General features: G+C 33.9%; 22 protein-coding genes and 2 pseudogenes. 20 read left to right on the forward strand and 4 right to left on the reverse strand.

Annotation, left to right across the window (positions count from 1 at the left end):
* The first annotated feature begins 40 nt into the window (after positions 1-40).
* From AC3EMB_RS11115 to AC3EMB_RS11155, 9 genes are all read left to right on the forward strand, one after another.
* Entirely contained in the window at positions 41-400 is a 360-nt protein-coding gene (locus tag AC3EMB_RS11115) for a GNAT family N-acetyltransferase (protein WP_069355524.1), read from the forward strand.
* A 51-nt stretch (positions 401-451) separates the two neighbouring features.
* Positions 452-781 (forward strand): hypothetical protein, encoded by a 330-nt coding sequence (locus AC3EMB_RS11120; protein WP_053564605.1) that lies wholly within the window; start codon positions 452-454, stop codon positions 779-781.
* Between the two features lie 102 nt (positions 782-883).
* The gene (locus AC3EMB_RS11125) at positions 884-1,870 is read left to right on the forward strand and encodes an N-acetylmuramoyl-L-alanine amidase (protein WP_000779888.1); all 987 of its coding nucleotides are present in this window, start codon (positions 884-886) and stop codon (positions 1,868-1,870) included.
* A 239-nt stretch (positions 1,871-2,109) separates the two neighbouring features.
* Entirely contained in the window at positions 2,110-3,072 is a 963-nt protein-coding gene (locus AC3EMB_RS11130) for an ABC transporter substrate-binding protein (protein WP_053564604.1), read from the forward strand.
* A 126-nt stretch (positions 3,073-3,198) separates the two neighbouring features.
* Complete coding sequence (gene dat / locus AC3EMB_RS11135) at positions 3,199-4,074, forward strand: D-amino-acid transaminase (RefSeq protein WP_488517686.1); 876 nt, start codon at positions 3,199-3,201, stop codon at positions 4,072-4,074.
* A gap of 98 nt (positions 4,075-4,172) precedes the next feature.
* Positions 4,173-4,820, forward strand: coding sequence for a nitroreductase family protein (locus tag AC3EMB_RS11140; RefSeq protein ID WP_001105280.1), 648 nt, complete (start codon positions 4,173-4,175; stop codon positions 4,818-4,820).
* A gap of 262 nt (positions 4,821-5,082) precedes the next feature.
* Positions 5,083-5,571, forward strand: a complete 489-nt coding sequence (locus tag AC3EMB_RS11145) for a putative periplasmic lipoprotein (protein ID WP_000713495.1) — start codon at positions 5,083-5,085, stop codon at positions 5,569-5,571.
* 126 nt (positions 5,572-5,697) lie between these two features.
* Positions 5,698-5,904 carry a hypothetical protein gene (locus AC3EMB_RS11150; RefSeq protein WP_015406474.1) on the forward strand — a complete coding sequence of 69 codons (207 nt, stop codon included), beginning with the start codon at positions 5,698-5,700 and terminating at the stop codon, positions 5,902-5,904.
* A 242-nt stretch (positions 5,905-6,146) separates the two neighbouring features.
* Entirely contained in the window at positions 6,147-6,695 is a 549-nt protein-coding gene (locus AC3EMB_RS11155) for a cysteine hydrolase family protein (protein ID WP_000816771.1), read from the forward strand.
* A 34-nt stretch (positions 6,696-6,729) separates the two neighbouring features.
* On the opposite strand, the pseudogene AC3EMB_RS11160 reads toward AC3EMB_RS11155, so the two are convergent.
* A pseudogene (locus AC3EMB_RS11160) lies at positions 6,730-7,179 on the reverse strand (NUDIX hydrolase).
* Between the two features lie 230 nt (positions 7,180-7,409).
* Between AC3EMB_RS11160 and AC3EMB_RS11165 the strand changes: the two are divergent.
* The 6 genes from AC3EMB_RS11165 (at position 7,410) to adhP (ending at position 13,610) form a co-directional block, all read left to right on the forward strand.
* Positions 7,410-8,303, forward strand: coding sequence for a mechanosensitive ion channel family protein (locus tag AC3EMB_RS11165; RefSeq protein WP_069355526.1), 894 nt, complete (start codon positions 7,410-7,412; stop codon positions 8,301-8,303).
* A gap of 158 nt (positions 8,304-8,461) precedes the next feature.
* On the forward strand, positions 8,462-9,580 hold the full coding sequence (gene casK, locus AC3EMB_RS11170) for a two-component system sensor histidine kinase CasK (RefSeq protein ID WP_069355527.1): 1,119 nt from the start codon (positions 8,462-8,464) through the stop codon (positions 9,578-9,580).
* 14 nt (positions 9,581-9,594) lie between these two features.
* The gene (gene casR / locus AC3EMB_RS11175; protein WP_053564599.1) at positions 9,595-10,236 is read left to right on the forward strand and encodes a two-component system response regulator CasR; all 642 of its coding nucleotides are present in this window, start codon (positions 9,595-9,597) and stop codon (positions 10,234-10,236) included.
* A 162-nt stretch (positions 10,237-10,398) separates the two neighbouring features.
* Positions 10,399-11,253 carry a MurR/RpiR family transcriptional regulator gene (locus tag AC3EMB_RS11180; protein ID WP_001119652.1) on the forward strand — a complete coding sequence of 285 codons (855 nt, stop codon included), beginning with the start codon at positions 10,399-10,401 and terminating at the stop codon, positions 11,251-11,253.
* 162 nt (positions 11,254-11,415) lie between these two features.
* On the forward strand, positions 11,416-12,279 hold the full coding sequence (locus tag AC3EMB_RS11185; protein ID WP_197241478.1) for a PhzF family phenazine biosynthesis protein: 864 nt from the start codon (positions 11,416-11,418) through the stop codon (positions 12,277-12,279).
* A gap of 293 nt (positions 12,280-12,572) precedes the next feature.
* Positions 12,573-13,610: an alcohol dehydrogenase AdhP gene (gene adhP, locus AC3EMB_RS11190; protein ID WP_423117700.1), complete on the forward strand. Its 1,038-nt coding sequence runs from the start codon at positions 12,573-12,575 to the stop codon at positions 13,608-13,610.
* 150 nt (positions 13,611-13,760) lie between these two features.
* Here adhP and AC3EMB_RS11195 read toward each other — a convergent pair whose 3' ends face one another.
* Positions 13,761-14,780 (reverse strand): ABC transporter permease, encoded by a 1,020-nt coding sequence (locus AC3EMB_RS11195; RefSeq protein ID WP_366988092.1) that lies wholly within the window; start codon positions 14,778-14,780, stop codon positions 13,761-13,763.
* Positions 14,777-15,679 carry an ABC transporter permease subunit gene (locus AC3EMB_RS11200; RefSeq protein WP_089170919.1) on the reverse strand — a complete coding sequence of 301 codons (903 nt, stop codon included), beginning with the start codon at positions 15,677-15,679 and terminating at the stop codon, positions 14,777-14,779. Before AC3EMB_RS11200 ends, AC3EMB_RS11195 begins: the two co-directional genes overlap by 4 nt.
* A gap of 560 nt (positions 15,680-16,239) precedes the next feature.
* Between AC3EMB_RS11200 and gntK the strand changes: the two genes are divergently transcribed.
* Genes gntK through gnd form a run of 3 tightly spaced genes read left to right on the forward strand, consistent with a single transcriptional unit; the run spans position 16,240 to position 20,057 of the window.
* Positions 16,240-17,778: a gluconokinase gene (gene gntK, locus AC3EMB_RS11205; RefSeq protein WP_000449997.1), complete on the forward strand. Its 1,539-nt coding sequence runs from the start codon at positions 16,240-16,242 to the stop codon at positions 17,776-17,778.
* Between the two features lie 14 nt (positions 17,779-17,792).
* A complete protein-coding gene (locus tag AC3EMB_RS11210) occupies positions 17,793-19,142 on the forward strand; it encodes a GntP family permease (protein ID WP_256424312.1) in 1,350 nt (449 codons plus the stop codon).
* 18 nt (positions 19,143-19,160) lie between these two features.
* Positions 19,161-20,057: a phosphogluconate dehydrogenase (NAD(+)-dependent, decarboxylating) gene (gene gnd, locus AC3EMB_RS11215; RefSeq protein ID WP_000765981.1), complete on the forward strand. Its 897-nt coding sequence runs from the start codon at positions 19,161-19,163 to the stop codon at positions 20,055-20,057.
* A 68-nt stretch (positions 20,058-20,125) separates the two neighbouring features.
* On the opposite strand, the pseudogene AC3EMB_RS11220 reads toward gnd, so the two are convergent.
* A pseudogene (locus AC3EMB_RS11220) lies at positions 20,126-20,890 on the reverse strand (DUF2711 domain-containing protein).
* Between the two features lie 139 nt (positions 20,891-21,029).
* Here AC3EMB_RS11220 and AC3EMB_RS11225 point away from each other — a divergent pair.
* On the forward strand, positions 21,030-22,250 hold the full coding sequence (locus AC3EMB_RS11225; RefSeq protein WP_488517687.1) for a glycosyltransferase: 1,221 nt from the start codon (positions 21,030-21,032) through the stop codon (positions 22,248-22,250).
* Between the two features lie 34 nt (positions 22,251-22,284).
* Positions 22,285-23,439, forward strand: coding sequence for a CgeB family protein (locus tag AC3EMB_RS11230; protein ID WP_098976038.1), 1,155 nt, complete (start codon positions 22,285-22,287; stop codon positions 23,437-23,439).
* Positions 23,440-23,547: the final 108 nt, after the last annotated feature.

A 23,547-nucleotide genomic window follows, 5' to 3' on the forward strand; every position in this document is an offset into this window, starting at 1 on the left:
AGTATTATTGATACAATAATAGTAAAAGGATGGACAACATATGATTACGTTTGAGAAAGTTAATGTAGAAAATGAAAGCGTTGTTAAAGAAATGTTTAAATCGCATAGTTTAGGTGAGAAAAAGGTACAGTACTGTGTGAAAGTTGATGATACATATATTGGTGTAATAGATTATAGTGTTCAAGAGGAACGAGCTGTTTTATCACAGCTAATTATTCATTTTGATTACCAAGGTTACGGTTATGGTGCAAATACGTATTTTACATTTGAAGAAATGATGAAACAAAGAAATGTGAAAGAAATAAAAGTGCTACAAGAGGAATTAACAGAAAAGGCGAAGTCTTTCATAGAGAGTTTTGGTTTTACTTCAGAAGATGGAGAGTATGTAAAGAAAATATAACGATGATTACTTATGCGATAAAATAAATATAAGGCAGGTGGATGTATGACGATGACTTCTGGTCTTGTATTAATTGGAGGGTGCTTTATAGTAGCAGAATTATGTCATATACTCATTCGGAAAAGAATGAGTAAGCAAAAAAAGCCGTATGAATTACAATACGTCCCTGTCTTTTTCATTATGTTTTGTATGCTTAGTACATTACAAAATCTAATGAACTTTCCACCACTTGTGAATGTTTTTTTAAAGTTCGGTTTACTTTATAGTGGTGCTGGAATAACACTTTTATTTATTTTATTTTGCATACGTTATGTTCACTATCAATCGTATATATTTATTTTAAATTGGTTAAAGCAAGATGATAGAAAACGCCTTACATAAGGCGTTTTTTTTATTTGTAATTGTAACAGAACTTGTACATTTCACATAAAATAGGACGAGTAGCAATGCAAACATATTACAAGAAAGGGGCGGGGCAATAAAATGAAACTTGTTATAGACGCAGGGCACGGTGGATATGATTCTGGTGCTGTTGGTAATGGTTTAGTAGAAAAAAACTTAACACTTCAAATTGCTAGACGCGTTCGAGACATTTTAACGGTAAATTACCCAATTACAATTAAAATGACACGTGATAGTGATGTGTTTATTTCTTTATCGGAACGTGCTAATATTGCCAATGCTTTTGGTGCGGATTATTTTATTTCATTTCATATTAATAGCGGCGGGGGTACAGGTTTTGAAAGCTATATTTATAATGCGTTATCCAACAGCAGCACTGCATATGCAAAGCAACAAAAGATGCATACAGCAGTAAATCCTGTATTAACAAAATACGGTCTTCGTGATCGAGGAGCAAAAAAAGAAAATTATGCGGTATTAAGAGAAACCACAATGGATGCAATTTTAACTGAGACTGCCTTTATTGATACAACGTTTGATGCAAATTTATTAAAAAATCCACAATTTATTGAAGATCTAAGTCAAGCGTATGCGAATGGAATAGCGGCTATTTTTGGAGTAGCTCCAAATCCACAACCTCCTAACCCACAACCGACACCTCAAACGAAGGGGATCGCTTATATCCTTGGGAAAAATGTAAATTTAAGAAATGGTCCATCAACTTCTTCCTCAGTTATTCGTCAATTAAATTCTCCAGAATCTTACGTTGTATATCAGGAAAGTAACGGATGGTTAGATTTGGGGAATGGACAATGGGTGTATAATGATCCTTCTTACATTAATTTTGTAAAGACAAGTAATAGTGATGGAAGTCCGATTGGGGTTGCATATATACAAGGGATGAATGTAAATTTAAGAAGTGGTCCATCAACTACATCTGCAGTTATCCGCCAATTAAATTCTCCAGAATCTTATTTAGTATATATAAATGAAAATGGTTGGTTAAACCTTGGTGGAAAGCAGTGGGTATATAATGATCCATCGTATATTAAGTATACACAATATTAGCAATTAAAATGATAATGCAATATGGATGCGTATCTTTGTTATGTATAACAAGGGTACGCATTTTAATAACAACATTTATTTTCATACTTATGCACTATGTTTTAAAAAGAAACATTAGAAAAGCGGATAGAATCTAAATAGTATATATTAAAAAAGTTTTCTGATATACATTGACAATGTATGTAGGATACATTAATCTTTAATTGTTAATGATAATCGATTTCATCTAGGGAGGACATATGATACATACTAAAAAACTAATTATGTTCTGCATTATGATACTCATGGTTGTAATTGCAGGATGTAGTAAAGAAGAGAAAAAGGAAAATGATATATCAGCGAAAGCAAAAGATTCATATACGGTAAAGCATGCAATGGGCGAAACGACAGTAAATGGTACACCTAAAAAAGTTGTTGTTTTAACGAATGAAGGTGCAGAGGCTCTTCTAGCTGTGGGCGTAACTCCAGTGGGGACTACAAAACCACGTGCTGGTGATGAATGGTATCCTCATGTAGCGAAAGAGTTAAAAAATACGGAAGTTGTAGGAACTGAACGTGATATTAATTTAGAGGCTGTAATGAAGCTTAAGCCAGATTTAATTATCGGAAATAAAATGCGTCACGAAAAAATATATGATCAGCTAAAAGAAATCGCACCAACTGTTTATGCAGAAACATTACGCGGTGATTGGAAAGAAAACTTTACGCTTTATACAAAAGCTGTAAATAGAGAAAAAGAAGGGCAAAAAGCTCTTGATGATTATAAAAAACGTATTGAAGGAATGAAAGAGAAGTTAGGCGATAAATTGAATTCTAAAGTTTCTATTATTCGTTTCGTGCCAGGTGATGTTCGTATTTATCAAAAAAACTCATTCTCGGGAGTTGTGTTAAATGATATTGGGTTTAAACGACCACCATTACAAGATAAAGATGATTTTGCGATAAAAGGAATTACAAAAGAGCAAATTCCAAATATGGACGGAGACTACTTATTCTATTTCACGTCTGATAAAGATGCAGATAAGAATAATGAAGGAAATTCGTTAGCAAAGGAATGGACAGAAGATCCACTCTTTAAGCAACTACAGGCTTCTAAAAATAATAAAGTATTCCAAGTAGATGAGGTAATCTGGAATACAGCAGGCGGTATTAAAGCTGCGAACCTTATGTTAGATGATATTGAAAAATATTTCCTTAAATAAATGATAAAATACATCACTTTTACGAAGTGATGTATTTTTTGTTTGTGAAAATACAGAAAATTCCTTCTTTCGGGGTGGCATAAGTTGTACAATAAAATCAATCATGTGATAAAGGAGTGGGGAAGAATGAAAGCTACTCATAAAGATTGGATCTTGTTTAATGGGAGAATGATTAATACGAAGGAAGAACAGCCGATGGTCGCATTAGAAGAGCGCGGTTTCCAATTTGGTGATGGTATTTATGAAGTATTTAGACTATACGATGGCAAGCCTCATTTATTAGATTTACATTTAGAACGATTCTTTAACTCTATGGCAGAAATAAAACTAATTCCACCATTTACGAAGGAAGAATTAGTAGAAGAGTTATATCAAATGATTGAAAAAAATCAATTTCAAGAAGATGGGAATGTATATTTACAAATATCAAGAGGTATACAACCGCGCAATCATGTATATGAATCAGATTTACAACCGACATATTTTGCAAATCTTGTTTCGTTCCCAAGACCAGTTGCTTCAATGGAGGCAGGGATTAAGGTAACAGTAGAAGAGGACATCAGGTGGAAGTTTTGCCATATAAAATCTTTAAATTTGCTTCCTAATATCATGGTCAAAAACAAAATAAATGAACAAGGGTATCAAGAAGCAATATTAGTACGGGATGGCATTGTGACTGAAGGGTGTCATTCCAATTTCTTTATCGTGAAAAATAATAAGTTAATTACACATCCAGCGGATCATTTTATTTTACATGGTATTACACGTCACTACGTGATTACATTAGCGACAGAGTTACATATCGAAGTAGAAGAACGAGAGTTTTCATTACAAGAAGTATATGAAGCTGATGAGTGCTTCTTTACAGCGACGCCACTTGAAATATTCCCAGTCGTTCAAATTGGTGATGAACAGTTTGGAGCTGGTGAAAGAGGACCAATTACGAAAAAATTACAAGCTGCATATGAAGAGAGTATTCGTTTGTTTAAAGTGACAAATTAATCATGAAGAAAAAAGCTGGTATTCTTCCGGCTTTTTTTCATGATATAATTCAAGCATAGGACAAGTTTTGAAAACGCTGTAAAAAGGGGATTTAATATATGAATTATGAAGATTTTAAAGAAGTAATTCACGGAAGACGAAGTGTTAGAAAGTTTAAAGATCAAGAAGTATCTACTAATGATATAAAAGAAATAATTGATTGTGCGCGTTACGCACCGAGTGATACGAATTCGCAAACGTGGGAATTCTTAGTTATCATGAATCGAGAGAAGATCAAAGAAATTGAACAAATGACATGGGATGCATTACATAAACTTGCGGCAAAAGCAGCAGAAAATGGAGAAGAGAAAGCAGGGAAATTACTTACACGTTCTTTCGGACCATATGCAACAGCTTTCTCGGAGGCACCAGTATTAATCGTATGTTTGGCAACACCATATGAATCAAAGTTCCGTGAAAAGATATTTGATCCAATTGCTTTTGTTCCAGATTCAGTTTGGGAAGAAGAAGGGATTAAGAGTAGCTGTTTAGCGGCACAAAACTTAATGTTAGCTGCACATGCAAAGGGACTTGGTACTTGTCCAATGACAGGGCCAGTATTGCTAGCTCAAGATGAACTGCGCCAATATTTACAAATTGAGCCTGAAAAACAAATAAATATGGTTATTTCACTAGGATTTCCGAAAGATAAGCCAAAAAAACTTCCAAGAAAAGAAGTAGAAGAAATCACAACATTTGTTTTTTAAAGTGCTACATAGAAAAGACATTGGACATATCAATGTCTTTTTATTTTTGAGCGGGTATTATATCGATTTGTTGGGCTAAAATGATAAATAAGAAGGAATTACTATTTATTTCATAAAAAAAATTAATGTTCTATTAAGGAAAGTATGATACATTAATCGTGAGCAAGCTTCTATATGTTCATAAAAGTTTTAAAAGTTGTCTTAAAATTTAAAAGTTATTTTTGTATAATAAATTATAATCAAATGACAGGGGGGATGAATTTTGAAAAAATTCATAATCACTGGATTGTCTGTATTGTTATTAGTAGGTTGCGGTGCTCCACAGGAAAAAGAGGACGCGCAATCAAAACAGGAAGAACAAGTTGTAAACGCAAGTGATGAGAATATGGTTGTATTTCCTGAAGGTGCAATGTCAATTGGAGAAGGGAAAGTAAAAGTTATTACTCCAGATGGTACTTCTGAAAATGGCAATATACCGACTGTATTCATTAAAAAGGATACTTTAATTCAGCAAGTTGAATTAGAACTTTCTAATTTTCAAAGTGATAAAGAAACCTTCATATTTGTAGATCAAATGTATACAGATAGACATCAAGTAACTAGTACAACGCAGACAACAGTACAATTAAAAGAAAAGACGCTTGAAACAGGTAGTCATACGATTACTGCAGTTCAGTATGAAAACAATGACCCGAAAGGAAAGGTTATTAGTTTTAATCAAGCAACATTTGAGACAAAGCCTGCGTCTTAATAAGAATAAAAAGTACATTACTCAAAAAAGTAGTGTGCTTTTTTATTTGGACTAGAGTGTGCAAGAGTAAATAACTTGTTTCGTTTTCTAATACGATTAAATAGGAAGAAATCACTTGCTACTACTATGACAGAGAAAGAGGTTGAAGATGTAAATCGGTGTATTCGTATCGTCTTGATTAGTATAATGATGGCAGTAATTTGGTTTACGATACAAGAGGTGATTCAAATTACGTTTAATTACCAAATTCATGACTTAGTAATAGGAGCTAGTTGTTTTACCATTGTGTATCTATTATATCCCGCATTAATGGGCAGTAAGACCTCGCCTTAAAAATCGGTATATGTGAGGAGATTAGGTGGGAGATCAACTGTCCGATTGGTTTAACTAATAATCATTGGAGATGAACAAACTCTCCAATGATTAAAGTTTCACTTTATGATAAACTCGAATTAAGGTAAGTTTTACAAGAAAAATGTAGGTATTTCATTTGAAATGTCGAATAGTACATACGATGTCGTAATAACAAATTTTCTATTGTTTACTGTGAAACAGAAGAAGGAGAGATAGTAGTTATGAAACGAGCTCTTATTAATATTGATTATACATATGATTTTGTAGCGGAAAAAGGTGCTTTAACTTGCGGAAAACCAGGTCAAGAAATTGAGAAGGAAATTGTACATATAACGACGCAATATATTGAAAATGGAGATTACGTTGTCTTTGCGATTGATAAACATGAAAAAAATGATGTATATCATCCAGAATCAAAATTATTCCCACCCCATAATATAGCTGGTACAAGTGGAAGAGATTTGTTTGGGGAATTACAAGATGTATACGAAACATATAAAAATGCTGAAAATGTATATTACATGGATAAAACACGATATAGTGCATTTGCAGGAACCGACTTAGAAATGAAGTTAAGAGAAAGAGGAATAGAAGAAGTTCATCTTGTAGGTGTTTGTACTGATATTTGTGTTCTTCACACAGCAGTAGACGCTTATAATAAAGGATTTAAAATTGTTGTTTATGAAAAGGCAGTTGCATCTTTTAATGCGCAAGGGCATGAATTTGCACTTGGACATTTTAAATCTTGTTTACATGCAGAAGTGAAATGAAAAAGAGGCCTTTAAAAAGGTCTCTTTTTTGCGTTTAAACTGAGACGACATTTTGTTCAATTAATTTTTTTATGAATGGGCTAATATTTTGTGGTAGCTCATTTAAATTAAAAAATTGTACATGTAATGATTCGACTCCATCAGCTTTTAGCAAGCCACCTGTAATATCTTTGCAAAGGTAAGCAATTGTTATAGGGTAAAATTCATCTCCGTTCGGTAATTTCACAAAACATTCTTTACCTGAAAACACAGTTGCTAGCTGAAGTGTACCAATTTCGATTCCGGTTTCTTCAAGTACTTCTCGTCTTCCAGCTGCTTCTATAGATTCACCAAGTTCTACAAAACCTCCTGGAACGCCCCACATGCCATTTCACCTTTGTTGTAGTAGTATTTGTCCTTGTTCATTGAAAACAGCTACCGCAACGCCTGCTAAATTAAGCGGTCTTGATCCAACAACTTCTCTTAGTTCTTCAATATATCCCATTGCTTGTAACCCTCGTGAGTAATAATATTTTCAAATGAACTATTCGATATCATGTAAATATTTCCCTTTATTAGGGTGGGTTGTGTAGTCTTAAAGTGAAGTCATAAAAAAATTCAATTGCTAGCTCCCTTTAGGTTATGAAAAAGGGTATATTTATAGAAGAATATCTAATGAATTTTAAAAATATAGCAGCTTTGTATAGAATTTTTATTAGTTAAGGAAGTGGATGGATGAGTTTATTAACGTATACTGAAGAATTTTTTAATTATGTAAGGGAGTTTTTACTTTTAAGATTTTTACTATTTGCTTTAGTTTTAATCATTATTTCGTTTGTAATAAACCGTATTATTGATTGGTTTTTTAGGAAATCAAGCTTTTTTGATGAAGAGGTAGAGCAGACGATTCAAAGTGTAATTCGATCTATTTTTAGATATATTATTATCATCAGTCTTATCATATATTTAATTAGCCAATTTGTAGATATAAAAAGTATTATTGCAGGTGCAGGGATAGCTGGAGTTGTCATCGGTTTTGCAGCACAACAGATGCTAAAAGATGTAATATTAGGCTTTGCAAGATTAGCGGACAAAGAGTTTCGAGTTGGTGATTTTGTAACTTTTAACGGAACAAATTCAGGAACTATTGAAGAGATTAGTATTCGTTTTATGCAAATACGTGAATGGTCAGGAAAACTACTTACCATCCCGCACGGAGAGATTAGAACGATACAAAATTTTAATAAAGGATGGATGCGTGTAATTGAACGCATCACGGTAAGTTATCAGGAAGATCCAACAAGAGTGAAGGAATTGTTAGAAGAAGTATGTGTTATATGCAATGAAAAATTGGATCAAACTCTTTATAGAGTAGAGGATGACGCTGTTGAACCATTTAAATACGTCGGTGTTACAGACTTAAATCCTAACTTGAAATATGTTGGCTATGAATTTTGTATTACAGGTTTAATAAAGCCAGAAGATTATTTTGAAACTTCTAGACAAGTAAGATTTGAATTAATGTCTATGTTTCATAAGAATCAAGTGCAAATGCCAGCAGCGAATATGGTTGTTACTACTGAAAATTTACAGCATATCCATGGTGGAAAATCTTTATCGGACAGCTAAAGTAGAATCGTTTGTTAACAAAAATTCTGATTCCAACATTGGATAGAATAACAATAATAAAATGATTGATATAAAGAAAGGGCTGAAGAGATTTGGTTCTTTTTTTATTTATAGAATTTAGAAATTTCTTAATGTTATAATTGTAGTTGGTGATGAGAATGAACTTTGAAGAAAAAGAGATGCATCGTTTAGAAGCATTAAAAGAAATTGCTGAATTATTAAATGAAGCAACAAACTTACAGGATATGTTAGAAAAAGTGTTGCATACATTGTTACAAGTAATGAATTTACAAACAGGGTGGATATTCTTTATTGATGAAAGTGGAAAGCATAGCATGCTTGTAGACGAAAATTTACCAGAGGCTCTTACGTGGCAAGAGAAGAAGCCGATGTGTGAAGGAAACTGTTGGTGTGTAGAACGTTTTGTGAATGGGAGATTAGAAAAAGCGACTAATATTATTGAATGTAAGCGAATAGAAGATGCAATTGAATGTAATTGGGGAGAGACAGAAGATGTTACACATCATGCGACAATTCCGCTTAGGTCTGGATCAGAAAAATTTGGTCTACTAAATGTGGCTGCGCCTCATAAGACTCATTTTTCAGAGGAAGAGTTAGCATTATTAGAATCAATTGCATTTCAAATTGGAACGACAATACAACGTATTCAGTTAGTTGAGAAAGAACGTAAATATGTAGTGGTAGCGGAAAGAAATCGACTTGCACGTGATTTGCATGATTCAGTAAAACAATTGTTATTTTCTATTATGCTAACAGCGAAAGGTACTCTGAATATGACGCAAGATAGAGAATTGCAAGAGATGTTAAGTTATATTGGAGAATTATCACAAGAAGCATTACAAGAGATGACTCTATTAATTTGGCAATTAAGACCTGAAGGATTAGAGAAAGGGTTAGCAGAAGCAATTCAAAATTACGGGAAGTTATTAGGAGTTCAAGTGGAAGTTCGAATTGATGGGATGGTTTCAATTGGGGATGAAATAGAAGAAGTTTTATGGCGTATTAGCCAAGAGGCGCTACATAATTGTAAAAAGCATGCTTCGTGTGAAAAGGTATATGTTCTTTTGAAAATAGAAAATAACCAGTTACATTTTTACATAGAAGATAATGGAATAGGATTTATACAAGAGCAAGTAAGGGAGTCAGCACTTGGCCTGAAAAGTATGAAGGAACGTATTCAGTTAATGAAGGGGTCGTTTCAAATTATAACAGAGCTGAGAAAGGGTACAAAAATAGAAATTCAATTGCCGATTTGAAGGGGAGAATAAGATTGAAGATTAAATTGCTACTAGTTGAGGATCATCATATCGTTCGAAGAGGACTTGTATTCTTTTTGAAAACGAGAGAAGAATTTGAAATTATTGGGGAAGCGGAAAATGGCGAAGAGGCATTACATTTCGTGCAAAAAGAAAGACCGGATGTCGTACTAATGGATGTATCGATGCCGAAAATGGATGGAATTGAGGCAACAAAATGTCTAAAGCAATACGATGAGACGATAAAGGTACTTATATTAAGTAGTTTTTCAGAGCAAGATTATGTTATACCAGCACTTGAAGCTGGAGCAGATGGTTATCAATTAAAAGAAGTACAACCTGAGCAACTTGTCGCTTCTATTATTGCAGTACATCAAGGAAATGCGAATTTTCACCCGAAAGTAACACCTGCATTAATGGGGCGTACCGCAGTAAAGAAGGAAATAGAAAATCCTTTTTCAATGTTAACGAAAAGAGAGCAAGAGGTACTTCGCGAAATTGCGAAAGGAAGAAGCAACAAGGAGATTGCAGCAGAACTTCATATTACAGAACAAACTGTGAAAACACACGTTTCAAACGTTTTAGCTAAATTGGAAGTGGATGATCGTACGCAAGCCGCATTATACGCAGTGAAACATGGGGAGGATTATTCATAAGCATGAATAATTCTGTTATATCGTATGACAGAATACATAGGAGCAATTAAAATTTATAGTAATCCCTAATATAGGTTTTTCTTCTTTCAATAATTAGGTACAATAAAGTTAAACTAATCGGTTTTTACAGGATAAAGCTACGATGGAAGAGGAGGATATGCTATGCCTGGTACAAGGAGTGGGATTGGAAAGATTCAGGCTTCGTTAAATGGTTTATCACCGAAATTGCGAAGTATTGCCGAACATATTTTGAAACATCCACAAGATGTTGTACATAAATCTATTACAGAATTAGCTGAAGTTACGAGTAGTTCCGAAGCGACGATATTTCGCTTATGTAAACACCTTGGTTTGCAAGGTTTTCAAGATTTAAAGATTACATTAGCTCGTGAAATTGTACATACACCGATGCAAAATATTCATGAAGAGGTATCAGCAGAAGATAGTATGGTAACTGTTGCTAAAAAAGTTTTCCATTCGCATATTACAGGACTGCAAGATACTTTACATTTGCTAAATGAAACAGCACTTGAGCAGGCTGTACGAGCTTTGCAAGAAGCAAGTCGAATTGAGTTTTATGGAAATGGTGGCTCTGGTATTATTGCGATGGATGCGTATCATAAGTTTATGAGAACGGGTATTTCTTGTATCGCTCATACTGATTCGCATTTTCAAATTATGGGAGCAGGTTTACTCTCGGAAAATTCAGTTGTTATTGGCATTTCTCATTCTGGTAGCAATAAAGGATTACTTGAAGCGTTAGAAGTAGCGAAAGCAAGAGGGGCCAAAATTATTGCGATTACGAGCTATAAGAAATCAGCATTAAGTCAGCTTGCTGATATAACGTTATATACATCAACACGTGAGACTGAATTCCGTACAGAAGCAAGTTCATCACGATTAGCACAGTTAAGCTTATTAGATACTTTGTATGTAGGGTTGTCGTTGCAGCGACAAGAAGAAACACTAAAAAATTTACAAAGTATACGTGAAACGATTTCGATGAAGCGAATATAAAAAAGCTCTTCAAATGAAGAGCTTTCAGATTGTAGACAAACTATTTTTGGAGAGTTCAAATGCTAAAAATAGTTTGTCTCGTATTTTATGGATAATTTATCTAATTGTATTTATATATAGTGCTTTCTATATATAATTTACTATAAGTGAGGAAGGTGTCTTATGAAAATATCCGTTTATGTTGCAAGTGCATTTAGCAAGAATCATAAAGGCGGGAATAAAGCAGGAGTGGTATTTATTGAGAATACAAATACATTGACCACTACTCAAAAAATGACAATAGCGAAACAACTGGGTTATGCGGAAACCGCATTTATATCAGAATCTGAAATTGCTGATTATAAATTTGAGTATTTTACTCCAAAAGAAGAAGTTGATTTATGTGGTCATGCCACAATTGGCTCTTTCGCGATACTGATGCATTTAAATAAACTTTTCAGGAATCGCTATACGATTGAAACGAACAGCGGTGTTCTTACTATTACTATAAAAGATGACATCATATTCATGGAACAAAACAAACCGATATTCTATGATGTTGTATCTCCAAACGAGTTCATCGACTGTTTTGACATTAAAGATATAGACAATAATTACCCAATTCAAATTGTCTCCACGGGCTTAAAAGATATTTTAATTCCTATAAAAAGCGAAACACAATTACATGCGCTACAACCTAATTTTGAAAAAATTAAAGAAATTAGCAAGTATTATGATGTTGTTGGGATGCATCTATATACTTTTAATGACAATCGAATTATATGCAGAAATTTTGCTCCACTATACGACATTAATGAAGAAGCAGCGACTGGAACTTCAAACGGTGCATTAGCTTGCTACCTTTATGAACAGCACTATTTGCAAAAAGAAGTCTATGTATTTGAACAAGGTTATTCTTTACACTCGCCTTCTGAAATATTAGTTAAATTAGCAACCAATAGCAAAAATAAAATAGAAAAAGTTTATGTTGGCGGTAAAGGCTATTACTGTGAAACTAAGTGTTTAAATATAGAAAATATTGAGTGAAGAGCTTTTTTATCGATGAGAAGTTTGTTACTTTATTTTCTTTTAGAAATGTATGACTTACTTATAGTCAGTGATAAACTCTCATTTTTAAAAATTTAAAATAAAGACCGATTTGTGTAATAATTCAAATATTGTTCATAATTTCACAAGCTGTTTATGAAGTGTCATGTTATGATGAAGGTGTAATGATGATTGAACACTTAAATTTGGTACAATAACTAGCCAAAGTAGTGAGGAAAGTAGTTGTGAGATAAACTCATTAAAACGCTAAAACACTAAAGGGGAGATCACATATGAAAGCAGTAGTGGTTAATAAAAACAGCAAAGCAAACATCGAAGTGATTGAAAAAGAATTACGTCCGTTACGCTCAGGCGAAGCGTTAGTAGATGTAGAGTATTGTGGAGTTTGCCACACTGATTTACACGTTGCGAATCATGATTTTGGTAACACTGATGGCCGTATTCTTGGTCATGAGGGTGTAGGTATTGTTACGAAAATAGCTGATGATGTTAATTCGCTAAAGATAGGTGACCGTGTAAGTATTGCATGGATGTTCCAATCTTGTGGACGTTGTGAATATTGCGTAACTGGTAGAGAAACATTTTGCCGTGAAGTTAAAAACGCAGGTTATTCAGTAGATGGTGGTATGGCTGAACAATGTATCGTTACAGCTGATTATGCGGTAAAAGTACCAGAAGGATTAGATCCTGCTCAAGCATCATCAATTACATGTGCTGGTGTAACTACATATAAAGCTATTAAAGTATCAGATATTAAACCTGGTCAACCTATTGTAATCTATGGCTGCGGTGGATTAGGTAACTTAGCTATCCAATATGCTAAAAATGTATTTGGTGCAAAGGTAATCGCAGTAGACATTAATGACGACAAATTAGCCTTAGCGAAAGAAGTTGGTGCTGATATGACTATCAACTCAATTTCTCAAGGTCCTGCTGATAAAATTGTGCAAGAGGAATTTGGTGGCGCTTATGCTGCGGTAGTAACAGCAGTCTCTAAAGTAGCCTTTAACTCAGCAGTTGATGCAGTACGTGCTTGCGGTAAAGTAGTTGCAGTAGGGCTACCAGTAGAAACAATGGACTTAAACATCCCGCGACTTGTACTAGATGGAATTGAAGTAGTTGGTTCACTAGTTGGTACTCGTAAAGATTTGGAAGAGGCGTTTATGTTCGGGGCAGAAGGAAAAGTAGTGCCAGTTGTTCAAACTTGTTCGCTAGATAAAGTACAAAATGTATTCGAAGAAATGGAACAAGGTAGAATTCAAGGGCGTATGGTAATTGATTTTAAAAAACATAATTGTGATTGCAAATAATTCACTTTAAATATAAAAAGCATGAGTCTAGCAAAGGACATGTAAAAAAGTTAGACAGCATAAGAAGATGATCCCTGTATTTAATAGGGATCATCTTCTTTATTTTCTACTAATATCGATGCCAATTAATACTTGATTAATGAGAAATGATTAAAGGTTTACTTTATTTGCAAACGAAAAGGAATCTTTATGTTTAACAAATTTTTTATGATCTGGAACGTTTTGAATTGCTACAATTTGCGAATCTCTTGCTTTCAGTGCATCTTGAATCCCGATGGTCATAAGCTTAATAAGTAGAATCGTAATAAAGAATGAAGCGAGAGTATAAAAAATAATCCACCATGAAAGATTCATTTCATTACGATTTAATCCAATAAGACCTGCCCAATCATTAGATAGAGAAACAGGTTTGAGCACTCCGTCATAGAGTTCACGCATTTGTATGCCGCCAATTACAATGTTAAGCAACGCTAAATGGATAACGAGTATGAGTGTTTGGACGATATGTTCCATAAATAATACAAATAAGCGGTCAAGTAATAAGACTCGTAAGTGTTTTTTAATAATATGAAAACGACTAGCCCCCAGTAATTGTGAACTTAAGATGTAATCTTGTTTCATAAATTCATCAACCTCTGAGGATATGTATAAAGAAAGTGTAGGCAGAGCGACGAAAATAAGTACGAGTACTTGATAAAACGTAAATGAAATATTTGGATCTACCCCATCAGCATTTGATGTGATTATAATATTAACGGGCGTGATGAGTATGAATGCGATAAATAGAGTTGGAATATAATAAAAAACTTCTGAGCATGACTGGAAAAATCTCTTGAGTTTTGGAGCAAATAAACTTAAGAGGATTCCTATACATGTTCCGCATAAAATTCGAAAGAAGCTAATTGCCACGGCTAATAAAATAGTGAATTTTGCTCCTTCTACAATTTGTAAGAAAACAGACTCTCCAAAACGATCAGATCCAAAAGGTGGAATTAACGAAGGCGGAAAGGGGGCCTTTCCAAGTAATTCGTTATTGTCATTGTAAAGTAACTGAGGAGGTTTTGGGATGTTATCTTTAAAGAACCAACTATAAATAAAACTAGCTGAAATAAGTATGAATAGATAAGTAAAGCCGATTAAAAAGCGTTTTGATTTCCAAATAGATTTCATAAGGTTACTCCTTTCAATTGCTTTTTCCATCTATTCATCATGAATGAGACTATGTGGAAAAGGGCATAAAACGGTAAAATAATCATAACAAGTATGATAAATGCAGCGGGAGGTGAAACAAACGCCTTATTAAATAGAAATTGAATAATGCCTTCCATATTAAAAACAAATTCTAAAATGAATAAATTAGAAAGTAAGAAAACAAAAATCGTTTTTAAATGGTGAAAGAAGTGGATAGATATATTTTTGAATAAATGAATGCAGAGTATATAACTTGATGAAAGGCCTTTTCCATATGCAACCTCTACGTAATGTTTTCCTTGTTCTTCTTTTATGTATAACACCATCATCCGAAACATTTGTAATGTAGGTAAGACAGCTAATGATAAAATAGGGAGTAAATAAGCTCGATTTTCATTAAAAGAAATAATAGTGACAGGAGATTCCCCAAATTTCTGAAGTACCCATATGAAAAATATTTGTAAACAAATCATCATCATCATATCAGGGACAGCTTCTAATATGAACACAATTCGGTTTATCCATTTTTTTATATAATCTTTTGCTAAAAAATAAAAAAATGCCGTGCTAGATGATAAAAAGAGAGCAAGAAAAAAGGCTAAAAATAATATAGTAAATGAATATAGGTAAGGCTCTAAAACAGTTGGAAATAATGGTGTTTTTTTGAAATGGCCAAACTTCGGGTCGGATCCTATAATCACTAATGATTCAGGGGAGAAGACCTGTTTTAACATGATAACGATCTGATTAAAAAAATAAATTGGTTGAAAGGTAAATCCTTGTTGAGTGATAAATAAATAAGGTAAATTTAATAATAGTAAGAGTGATAAAAGAATTGATGAAAGCTTAATTGTGAATTGAGATATTTTATTTAACATTAAATCCCTCCGACATCTTTTTACAACATTATACAATAAATTCTATATTATTGTTTTATTTTTCTGAAAAATAAAAATAATTTCGGTTTTATAGTATGCAAGATATATTTACAAGATAAAAAATTGATAGTAGGGGGCCGCGCTCTATGTTTATCAAGATAAAAGACTAGTGAACCTAAAACAATAAATAAGAGTAAAATGCACAGAATTCTCATTCTGCGGTTAGTTACTTTTCTTGGCTTGATGGTGATGTTACGTGACCGCTAAAAATGAATATTGCTTTTCAACTCTTTCTTCATGCAAATAACTAGAACGTATGGAGGGACTATGTATGTGTTGTGAATGAGAGGAAAGAGTGTATTGCGTAACGAATATAACGTAATTTTACCGCATGGAAAAGCTAAATTTAGTATATAAGTGAAATGGAATGAGGGGATTTATTTTTTGATATGAAAAAAATTTTCTTTTTATAACTTGATAAATGAAAAAATATTTTATATACTAATTCATGTAAACGGTTTACTAAATCGTATTTTGCTAGAAATGAAGGGAAGATTCGCATGGAAACAAGGGGGAGAGTAATCGGGATTGATATCGGTACCACAAGTACAAAAACGGTTGTGTTCACAGAAAAAGGAAAAGTCATTGCATCACATGCAATCGATTACCCAATTATTCAACCGAATGTAGGATGGGCTGAGCAAGATCCTGATGTAATATGTGCCGCTGTATACAAAAGTGTAAGCGTTGCCATTGAAAAAGGTAATGTATTACCAGAAGATATTTCTTCAATCGGTATTAGTACAGCTATGCACGCATTAATTGCAGTAGATGAAAATGGTGCGCCATTAACGCGTTCTATCATTTGGGCAGATAATCGAAGTACGAAGCAATCAGAAAAATTATTACAACAAATGAATGGGCATGAAATTTATAGACGTACAGGTACACCGATTCATCCGATGTCACCACTTTCTAAATTGTTATGGATGAAAGAAGAGGAACCAGAGTTATATACAAGTGCCTATAAATTCATTTCCATTAAAGAGTATGTGATTTACCAATTATTTTCACGCTACGTAGTTGATTATTCGATTGCTTCTGCTACAGGGTTATTTAATTTAGAAACATTAAACTGGGATGAAGATGTTTTGACTATGTTACATATGTCACCAGAACAATTATCAACCCCTGTACCCACTACATATATTTTATCAGGTATGAAGCCAGAATTAGCACAGAAGATGGGGATAAGTGCAGAAACACCAATTGTCATCGGAGCAAGTGATGGGGTTCTTGCAAATGTAGGAGTTGGTGCGATATCACCGGGTGCGGCTGCAATTACGATTGGAACGAGTGGTGCGGTTCGAACAATCTCATCAAATATAAATACAGATGAGAAAGGGAGAACGTTTTGTTACGCATTAACAGATGAGCACTGGGTAATCGGTGGTCCAACGAATAACGGCGGAATATTACTGAGATGGTTACGTGATGAATTTGGTAGTCCAGAGCAAGAAGTAGCAAGAAAGCTCGGCATTGATCCTTATGATTTATTAATTAAATATGCAGAAAGCGTACCAGCTGGAGCGGATGGGCTATTGTTCTTACCTTTCTTATCTGGAGAACGCGCACCTTACTGGAATGCAAACGCTCGTGGTACATTCTTTGGAATCAATCTTCAACATAAACGAGAACATTTTATACGTGCAGTGATGGAAGGTGTTTGTATGAGTGTATATTCAGTAGCACTCGCAATCAGGGATTGTACAGGGCCACTTACTGAAATACGAGTTTCAGGAGGGTTTGCAAAATCTGCATTTTGGAGACAAATGTTGTCCGATATGATGGGAAAAGAATTGTTTGTACCTGAAAGTCATGAAGCATCTGCGCTTGGGGCAGCGGCAGTTGCTTTATATGCTGTAGGAAAAATTGATTCTCTTGAAGAGGTAAAGGATTGGATTGATATTGTCCATCATCATGTACCGAATAAAGAAAATACGGCTATATATTTAGAAATGTTTTATATGTATGAACGACTTTACAATCGCTTGAAAGAAGAATTTGATTGTATAGCTGCTTTCCAACGTAAACAATAGGGGGATTGGGAGAAATGGTAGTTGGGATCGTACTAGCGGCAGTTGTCATACTACTTTTACTTATTACGGTAGTAAAATGGCATCCATTTGTCGCATTAATTTTAACAGCAATTGGTGTAGGTTTAGCAATGGGAATGCCTTTAATTGGAACTTCACCAAAAGATCCAGGGATTATTGATTCTATTAAACTAGGGCTTGGTAATACGTTAGGCTTTTTAGCGATAGTTTTAGCACTAGGAACGATGCTTGGAAAAATGATGGCCGAATCTGGCGGTGCTGAACGTATCGCTAACACATTAATTAATCGTTTTGGGAAGAAACGAGTTCACTGGGCGATGATGTTCGTTGCATTTTTAGTAGGGATTCCGGTATTTTTCCAAGTTGGATTTGTCCTATTAATTCCGTTAGTATTTACAATTGCGTTAGAAACTGGGGTATCACTTATTACAATCGGTATTCCGCTAGTAGCAGGACTGTCAGTCGTACACGGACTTGTTCCACCGCATCCAGCGGCAATGGCGGCAGTGGGTATTTTTAAAGCAGATGTAGGGAAGACAATTTTATATGCGTTAATTGTCGGACTTCCAACTGCAATTATTTCAGGTCCACTTTACGGGAAATGGATTGGTGCTCGTATACATAAGGAAGTACCATTAGATATAGCGGAGCAATTTATTGAAAGAGATAAGAAGAAAGAACTTCCTAGCTTCGGAAATACATTGTTTACTATTTTACTTCCAGTATTTCTTATGCTTGGTGCATCCATTGCTGAAGTAGCATTAAATAAAACGAGTCAACTAGCACAAGTATTACACTTTATTGGAGATCCGATTGTGGCTTTATTAATTGCAACCATTTACTCTTTCTTTAGCCTTGGTTATGCAAAAGGATTTTCTAAAGATAAAGTATTACAATTTACAAATGATTGCCTTGGACCTATTGCAAACATATTGTTAGTAATTGGTGCAGGTGGCGCATTTAATAAAGTATTATTAGATTCTGGAATTGGAACGACAATTGCAGATATGGCGAAAGAATCACATATTTCACCAATATTACTTGGATGGGGAATTGCTGCACTTATCCGAGTTGCGACAGGATCGGCAACTGTTTCTATGATGACAGCAGCTGGTATTGTTGCGCCGATTGCAGCAAGTACACCAGGTGTAAATGTTGAATTATTAGCACTTGCAACAGGTGCAGGGTCATTAATTTTATCACACGTGAATGATTCAGGATTTTGGATGATTAAAGAGTATTTCGGAATGACTGTGAAAGAAACGTTATTAACATGGACTGCAATGGAGACTATATTATCTGTAGTAGCACTTGGGCTAATTTCGATATTAAATATATTTGTATAGAATAGGAGATTGATTAATATGAAACTAGGATTAATTGGATTAGGAAAAATGGGATTCCCATTAGCTGAACACTTACATGAAGACAAGCATGAAGTAGTTGTATACGATGTAAATAAAGAGCTTGTAGAAAAGGCAGGAAAACTAGGAATTACTGCACGTCATACATTAAAAGAAATGATCGCTGAATTAGAAGCTCCTCGTACGATCTGGGTAATGGTGCCTGCAGGAGAAGTTGTAGAGTCAGTGTTAAAAGATGTGTATCCGTTATTAGATGAAGGTGATATCGTTATTGAAGGTGGAAATTCATTCTATAAAGATACGTTACGCCGTGCTGAAGAAGCAAAAAGCTTCGGATTACATTATGTAGATATCGGTACATCTGGCGGTGTAGAAGGAGCTAGATACGGTGCTTGTTTAATGGTTGGTGGAGAAAAAGAAATTTACGACCAATTAGAACCTTTATTTAAAGATTTAGCAGTAGAAAATGGCTATTCTTATGCTGGCCGCGTTGGTAGTGGTCATTTCTTAAAAATGGTTCATAACGGTATTGAATACGGCATGATGCAAGCAATTGCTGAAGGATTTGAAGTACTAGATAAGAGTGACTTTGATTTCAATTATGAAGATGTTGCAAAAGTATGGGCGAACGGATCAGTAATCCGCGGTTGGTTAATGGACTTAACTGAAAAAGCATTTGCAGATGATCCTAAGCTTGATGGCATTAAAGGTGTAATGAACTCTTCAGGAGAAGGGAAATGGACTGTTGAAACTGCGCTTGAGTTACAAGCAGCGGCACCAGTAATCGCGATGTCATTATTTATGCGCTATCGTTCTCAGGAAGATGATACATTCCATGGAAAAGTAGTTTCAGCACTACGTAATCAGTTCGGTGGACATGAAGTTGTAAAAAAATAAGGATGTTTTTGAAAAGAAACTTGTGCATAAGCGCAAGTTTCTTTTTTATAGTTTAAGAAATTACTAATTTAAAAATACCAATCAATCATCGTTTTTTTGTCACAAATGACAGCTTCAACATTCATTGATTGAACAATATATTCTATATTTTCTTCTTTAGCTAATAATAAGGTTGTAAAGGAATCGTATATACTCATAAACGCATACTCATTGTCTTCTCCAGTAATAATTAACTCATTATTGCTAATGTCCCAAATATCTAATGGAGTAGTATTATTTACCTGTAATAATCCGTTTGTATCAAGAATTGGTTCAGAGAAATATAGATTTTTTGCACCTTTAGAACCGAGGAGTTTAAGTAATTTGTGTAATAAAAATATAGACGTATAATCTTCTGTTGGATAATAAAGATCTTTTTTTAAGTTTGAATGTAGCTTTTCAGCTAAATCCTCTCTTTTATATTCTTCTGAAAAGGCACTAATGGAAGTCAACATGGCCATTGCTAGGTCTGCGTATGAATGTAATCCACTACAAGACATCATTTCCTTCCAAGAAACGGATTTCCCATTGTGAATGATTTCTTCAGCGCTAGGATAGATGTGCTCATATGGTCTTTTTCTCACAGACTTTTCCCATCCTAAAGGCATTTAGACAAATGGATGTAGCAATATAGCTGCAGATTTAAAATTACTTGGTAGTTGTTCTAAAATTGGTGATTTGTCATCTAGCCAAATGTAATCCAACAAAATATAACCTCCTCTTAGACTTTGAAATGTACGGATTCCCGTATTATGTTTTTTTGTATTGATTGTATCAAATATAAAGCGAAGCATGAAATATGTCCCAACATAAAAGTAAGAATAAATAAAATGAAGTTTTCATAAATAGTAAAAGGGTGCTTATGTCATCAGTATAGCTAAAAAATGTTGTTACATATGAGAAGAGCGTGTTAATAAAATATGAGGTGGTTAAATGGGAAATGAGCAAGTGAAGTCTGTAAAGGAAGAAAAAAAGTTATGTCTTTGTATGATTGTCAAAAATGAGTCTAGAATTATGGAAAGATGTTTAAATGCAACAAAATCAATTGTAGATTATGTTTCTATTTGTGATACTGGATCGACGGATAATACGCCTGAAATTATTGAAAATTGGTGTAAGGAAAATGAGATACCTGGGACGGTTCATCATGAGCCGTTTAAAAACTTTGGTTATAACAGAAGTTTAGCTGTTTCATTAGCGCAAAAAACATATCCAGAAGCAGATTATTTATTAATATTAGATGCGGATATGATTTTAGAGGTTGATCCGAATTTCGATAAAACGAGCTTAACGGAAGATCATTATCTTACATCGCAATATGATGTTCATATTAAATATTGGCTTACACGTCTTTTGAAAGCTTCTTTACCATGGAAATCTGTCGGTGTTACTCATGAGTATTGGGATATAGATCGTTCAAAAGTTGGAGCGAATTACAATACGAGGGTAGATCGGTTAGAGACTCTTGTCGTGAATGATCCCGGAGATGGCGGGAGTAAAGCTGATAAATTTGAAAGAGATGAGAGGTTGTTGTTACAAGGAATAAATGACCCAGAAACAACGCCAGATTTGCATATAAGATATTTATTTTATTTAGCCCAAACTTATTTTCATTTAAGTCAATTTGAAGATTCGATTAAATGGTATAAAAAACGAGTGGAAGCAGGGGGGTGGGTTGAAGAGGTATTTTATTCGTTATTGCGAATAGGATTTTGTTATGAGCAGTTAGCAAATCGTTCAGCAAATAAACAAAATGAAGTGACAGATGCTGATGAAAAAGAAACTGTTAAAGGGCAAGAAGAGCAATATTTAGCATTAGCTGTTTTTTATTTTCAAAAAGCGTGGGAATATAGACCAACCCGGGCTGAACCATTATACCAACTTGCAAGGTTGTATCGATTACGATCTCAAAACAATATTGCTTTGATGTATGCTCTGCAAGGGAAGGAAATTCCTTTTCCAAAGGATGATCTTTTATTTGTAGATTATCATGTGTATGATTACTTATTTGACTATGAAATTTCTATTAGTGCTTTCTATATACCTCATAAAAAACATTTAGGGGCCGTGTCGCAAAAGTATTTGGAATCGATTAAAGAAGAGATTCCATTTCATATAGCAAATGTAGTAGAGAATAATGCGAAATTTTATTAAATACATTTTCGGTTAAAGGAGTAGTGGAGTAATCATGGAATTAATGCGATGGGCGATTGAACTAGGAGAATCGGTGCATGGAAATACGTATGAAGAATTGATGCCACTACTAGACTATTATTATGACCGTGATCATTTAAAAGCGTATTGTATCGCAAATCTTCTTTTAAACATGGATGTATTAGATGAACATCGTGAAAGAATCGAATTAAGAAGATGCATCGCTGCTTATTATGCTGGATTATATAAAGTAGCAAGAAAACATGCAAATGAGTTAGTGTTTAAACATCCGGATGTAGATTTATATAAAAATAATTTAAAATTAATGGAAGCTTATTTGAATAAAGAATATGATTATTGTCTTTTTATATGCCCAAAGACATACGGTAGTTTCATAGATGTTGCGCGAGCTTTAAAGTGGCGGTTGGAGCAGGAGGGAAATACAGTAATTATATCAGAAACAATACTAGAAAATGTAAAGAATACAGTTGTTTTTGGAGCACATACATACGCATATAACCCGAATCTTCTTCCGAAAGATGCAATTATTTATAATTTAGAACAGTTATACGAAGGAAGTCCATATGCACACCCCCTTTATTTAATATTATTAAAAGATAGAGTGATTTGGGATTATAGTAAACAAAATATAGAATGGCTAAAACAAAAAGGGGTAGGAAAAGAAATAAAACATGTAAAAATGAACTATGCTCCAACTTTGGAAATAAAAAAAGATGCATTTGAAGATGACATTACTGAAGATATTGATATTCTGTTTATAGGTGCTCTTAATCCGAGGCGGCAAGCTATTTTTGATCATCTAAAAGCGATTGCCCCAAATTTAAATATAGTTTTTAAAAATAATGCGTGGGGAATTGTTAGAAATGAATTGATTGCTAGAGCTAAAATTATATTAAATATTCATTTTTACTTATCAGGAATTCTTGAAACACCTCGCGTGTCTTATGCAGTCGCAAATAAGAAATTTATTATTTCTGAAAATAGTAATCCAGAAGATGAGGTAGAGTGGCCGGGAATTGTATTTACTCCGTACGAAAAAATAATTGAAAACGTAATGAAATATATAGAATTACCAGAAGAACGGAAAAAATTAGCGGGAAAAGCATATAATCATTTTGAAGCAAATGAAAGTTTAGGTACATTGAGTCTGAGAGATGAAACGAAGTAATTGTGCGAAACTCATACGAAAGTATGAGTTCTTTTTTGTTTATCATACTATTTTATGAAACAAGTTAACTCTTTATATTGTGTTTTGTATAGAAATTTCTGATAATAT

Source organism: Bacillus sp. LQ16, assembly GCF_057784645.1.

Bases quoted from the DNA above. Each gene is read 5' to 3' on its own strand.
- dat (WP_488517686.1), top strand. From the start codon at position 3,199: ATGAAAGCTACTCATAAAGATTGGATCTTGTTTAATGGGAGAATGATT.
- adhP (WP_423117700.1), top strand. From the start codon at position 12,573: ATGAAAGCAGTAGTGGTTAATAAAAACAGCAAAGCAAACATCGAAGTG.
- AC3EMB_RS11200 (WP_089170919.1), bottom strand. From the start codon at position 15,679: ATGTTAAATAAAATATCTCAATTCACAATTAAGCTTTCATCAATTCTT.
- AC3EMB_RS11125 (WP_000779888.1), top strand. From the start codon at position 884: ATGAAACTTGTTATAGACGCAGGGCACGGTGGATATGATTCTGGTGCT.
- AC3EMB_RS11185 (WP_197241478.1), top strand. From the start codon at position 11,416: ATGAAAATATCCGTTTATGTTGCAAGTGCATTTAGCAAGAATCATAAA.
- AC3EMB_RS11230 (WP_098976038.1), top strand. From the start codon at position 22,285: ATGGAATTAATGCGATGGGCGATTGAACTAGGAGAATCGGTGCATGGA.
- casK (WP_069355527.1), top strand. From the start codon at position 8,462: ATGAACTTTGAAGAAAAAGAGATGCATCGTTTAGAAGCATTAAAAGAA.
- gnd (WP_000765981.1), top strand. From the start codon at position 19,161: ATGAAACTAGGATTAATTGGATTAGGAAAAATGGGATTCCCATTAGCT.
- AC3EMB_RS11130 (WP_053564604.1), top strand. From the start codon at position 2,110: ATGATACATACTAAAAAACTAATTATGTTCTGCATTATGATACTCATG.
- AC3EMB_RS11165 (WP_069355526.1), top strand. From the start codon at position 7,410: ATGAGTTTATTAACGTATACTGAAGAATTTTTTAATTATGTAAGGGAG.
- AC3EMB_RS11150 (WP_015406474.1), top strand. From the start codon at position 5,698: ATGACAGAGAAAGAGGTTGAAGATGTAAATCGGTGTATTCGTATCGTC.
- AC3EMB_RS11195 (WP_366988092.1), bottom strand. From the start codon at position 14,780: ATGAAATCTATTTGGAAATCAAAACGCTTTTTAATCGGCTTTACTTAT.
- gntK (WP_000449997.1), top strand. From the start codon at position 16,240: ATGGAAACAAGGGGGAGAGTAATCGGGATTGATATCGGTACCACAAGT.
- AC3EMB_RS11115 (WP_069355524.1), top strand. From the start codon at position 41: ATGATTACGTTTGAGAAAGTTAATGTAGAAAATGAAAGCGTTGTTAAA.
- AC3EMB_RS11180 (WP_001119652.1), top strand. From the start codon at position 10,399: ATGCCTGGTACAAGGAGTGGGATTGGAAAGATTCAGGCTTCGTTAAAT.
- AC3EMB_RS11140 (WP_001105280.1), top strand. From the start codon at position 4,173: ATGAATTATGAAGATTTTAAAGAAGTAATTCACGGAAGACGAAGTGTT.
- AC3EMB_RS11155 (WP_000816771.1), top strand. From the start codon at position 6,147: ATGAAACGAGCTCTTATTAATATTGATTATACATATGATTTTGTAGCG.
- AC3EMB_RS11225 (WP_488517687.1), top strand. From the start codon at position 21,030: ATGGGAAATGAGCAAGTGAAGTCTGTAAAGGAAGAAAAAAAGTTATGT.
- AC3EMB_RS11120 (WP_053564605.1), top strand. From the start codon at position 452: ATGACTTCTGGTCTTGTATTAATTGGAGGGTGCTTTATAGTAGCAGAA.
- AC3EMB_RS11210 (WP_256424312.1), top strand. From the start codon at position 17,793: ATGGTAGTTGGGATCGTACTAGCGGCAGTTGTCATACTACTTTTACTT.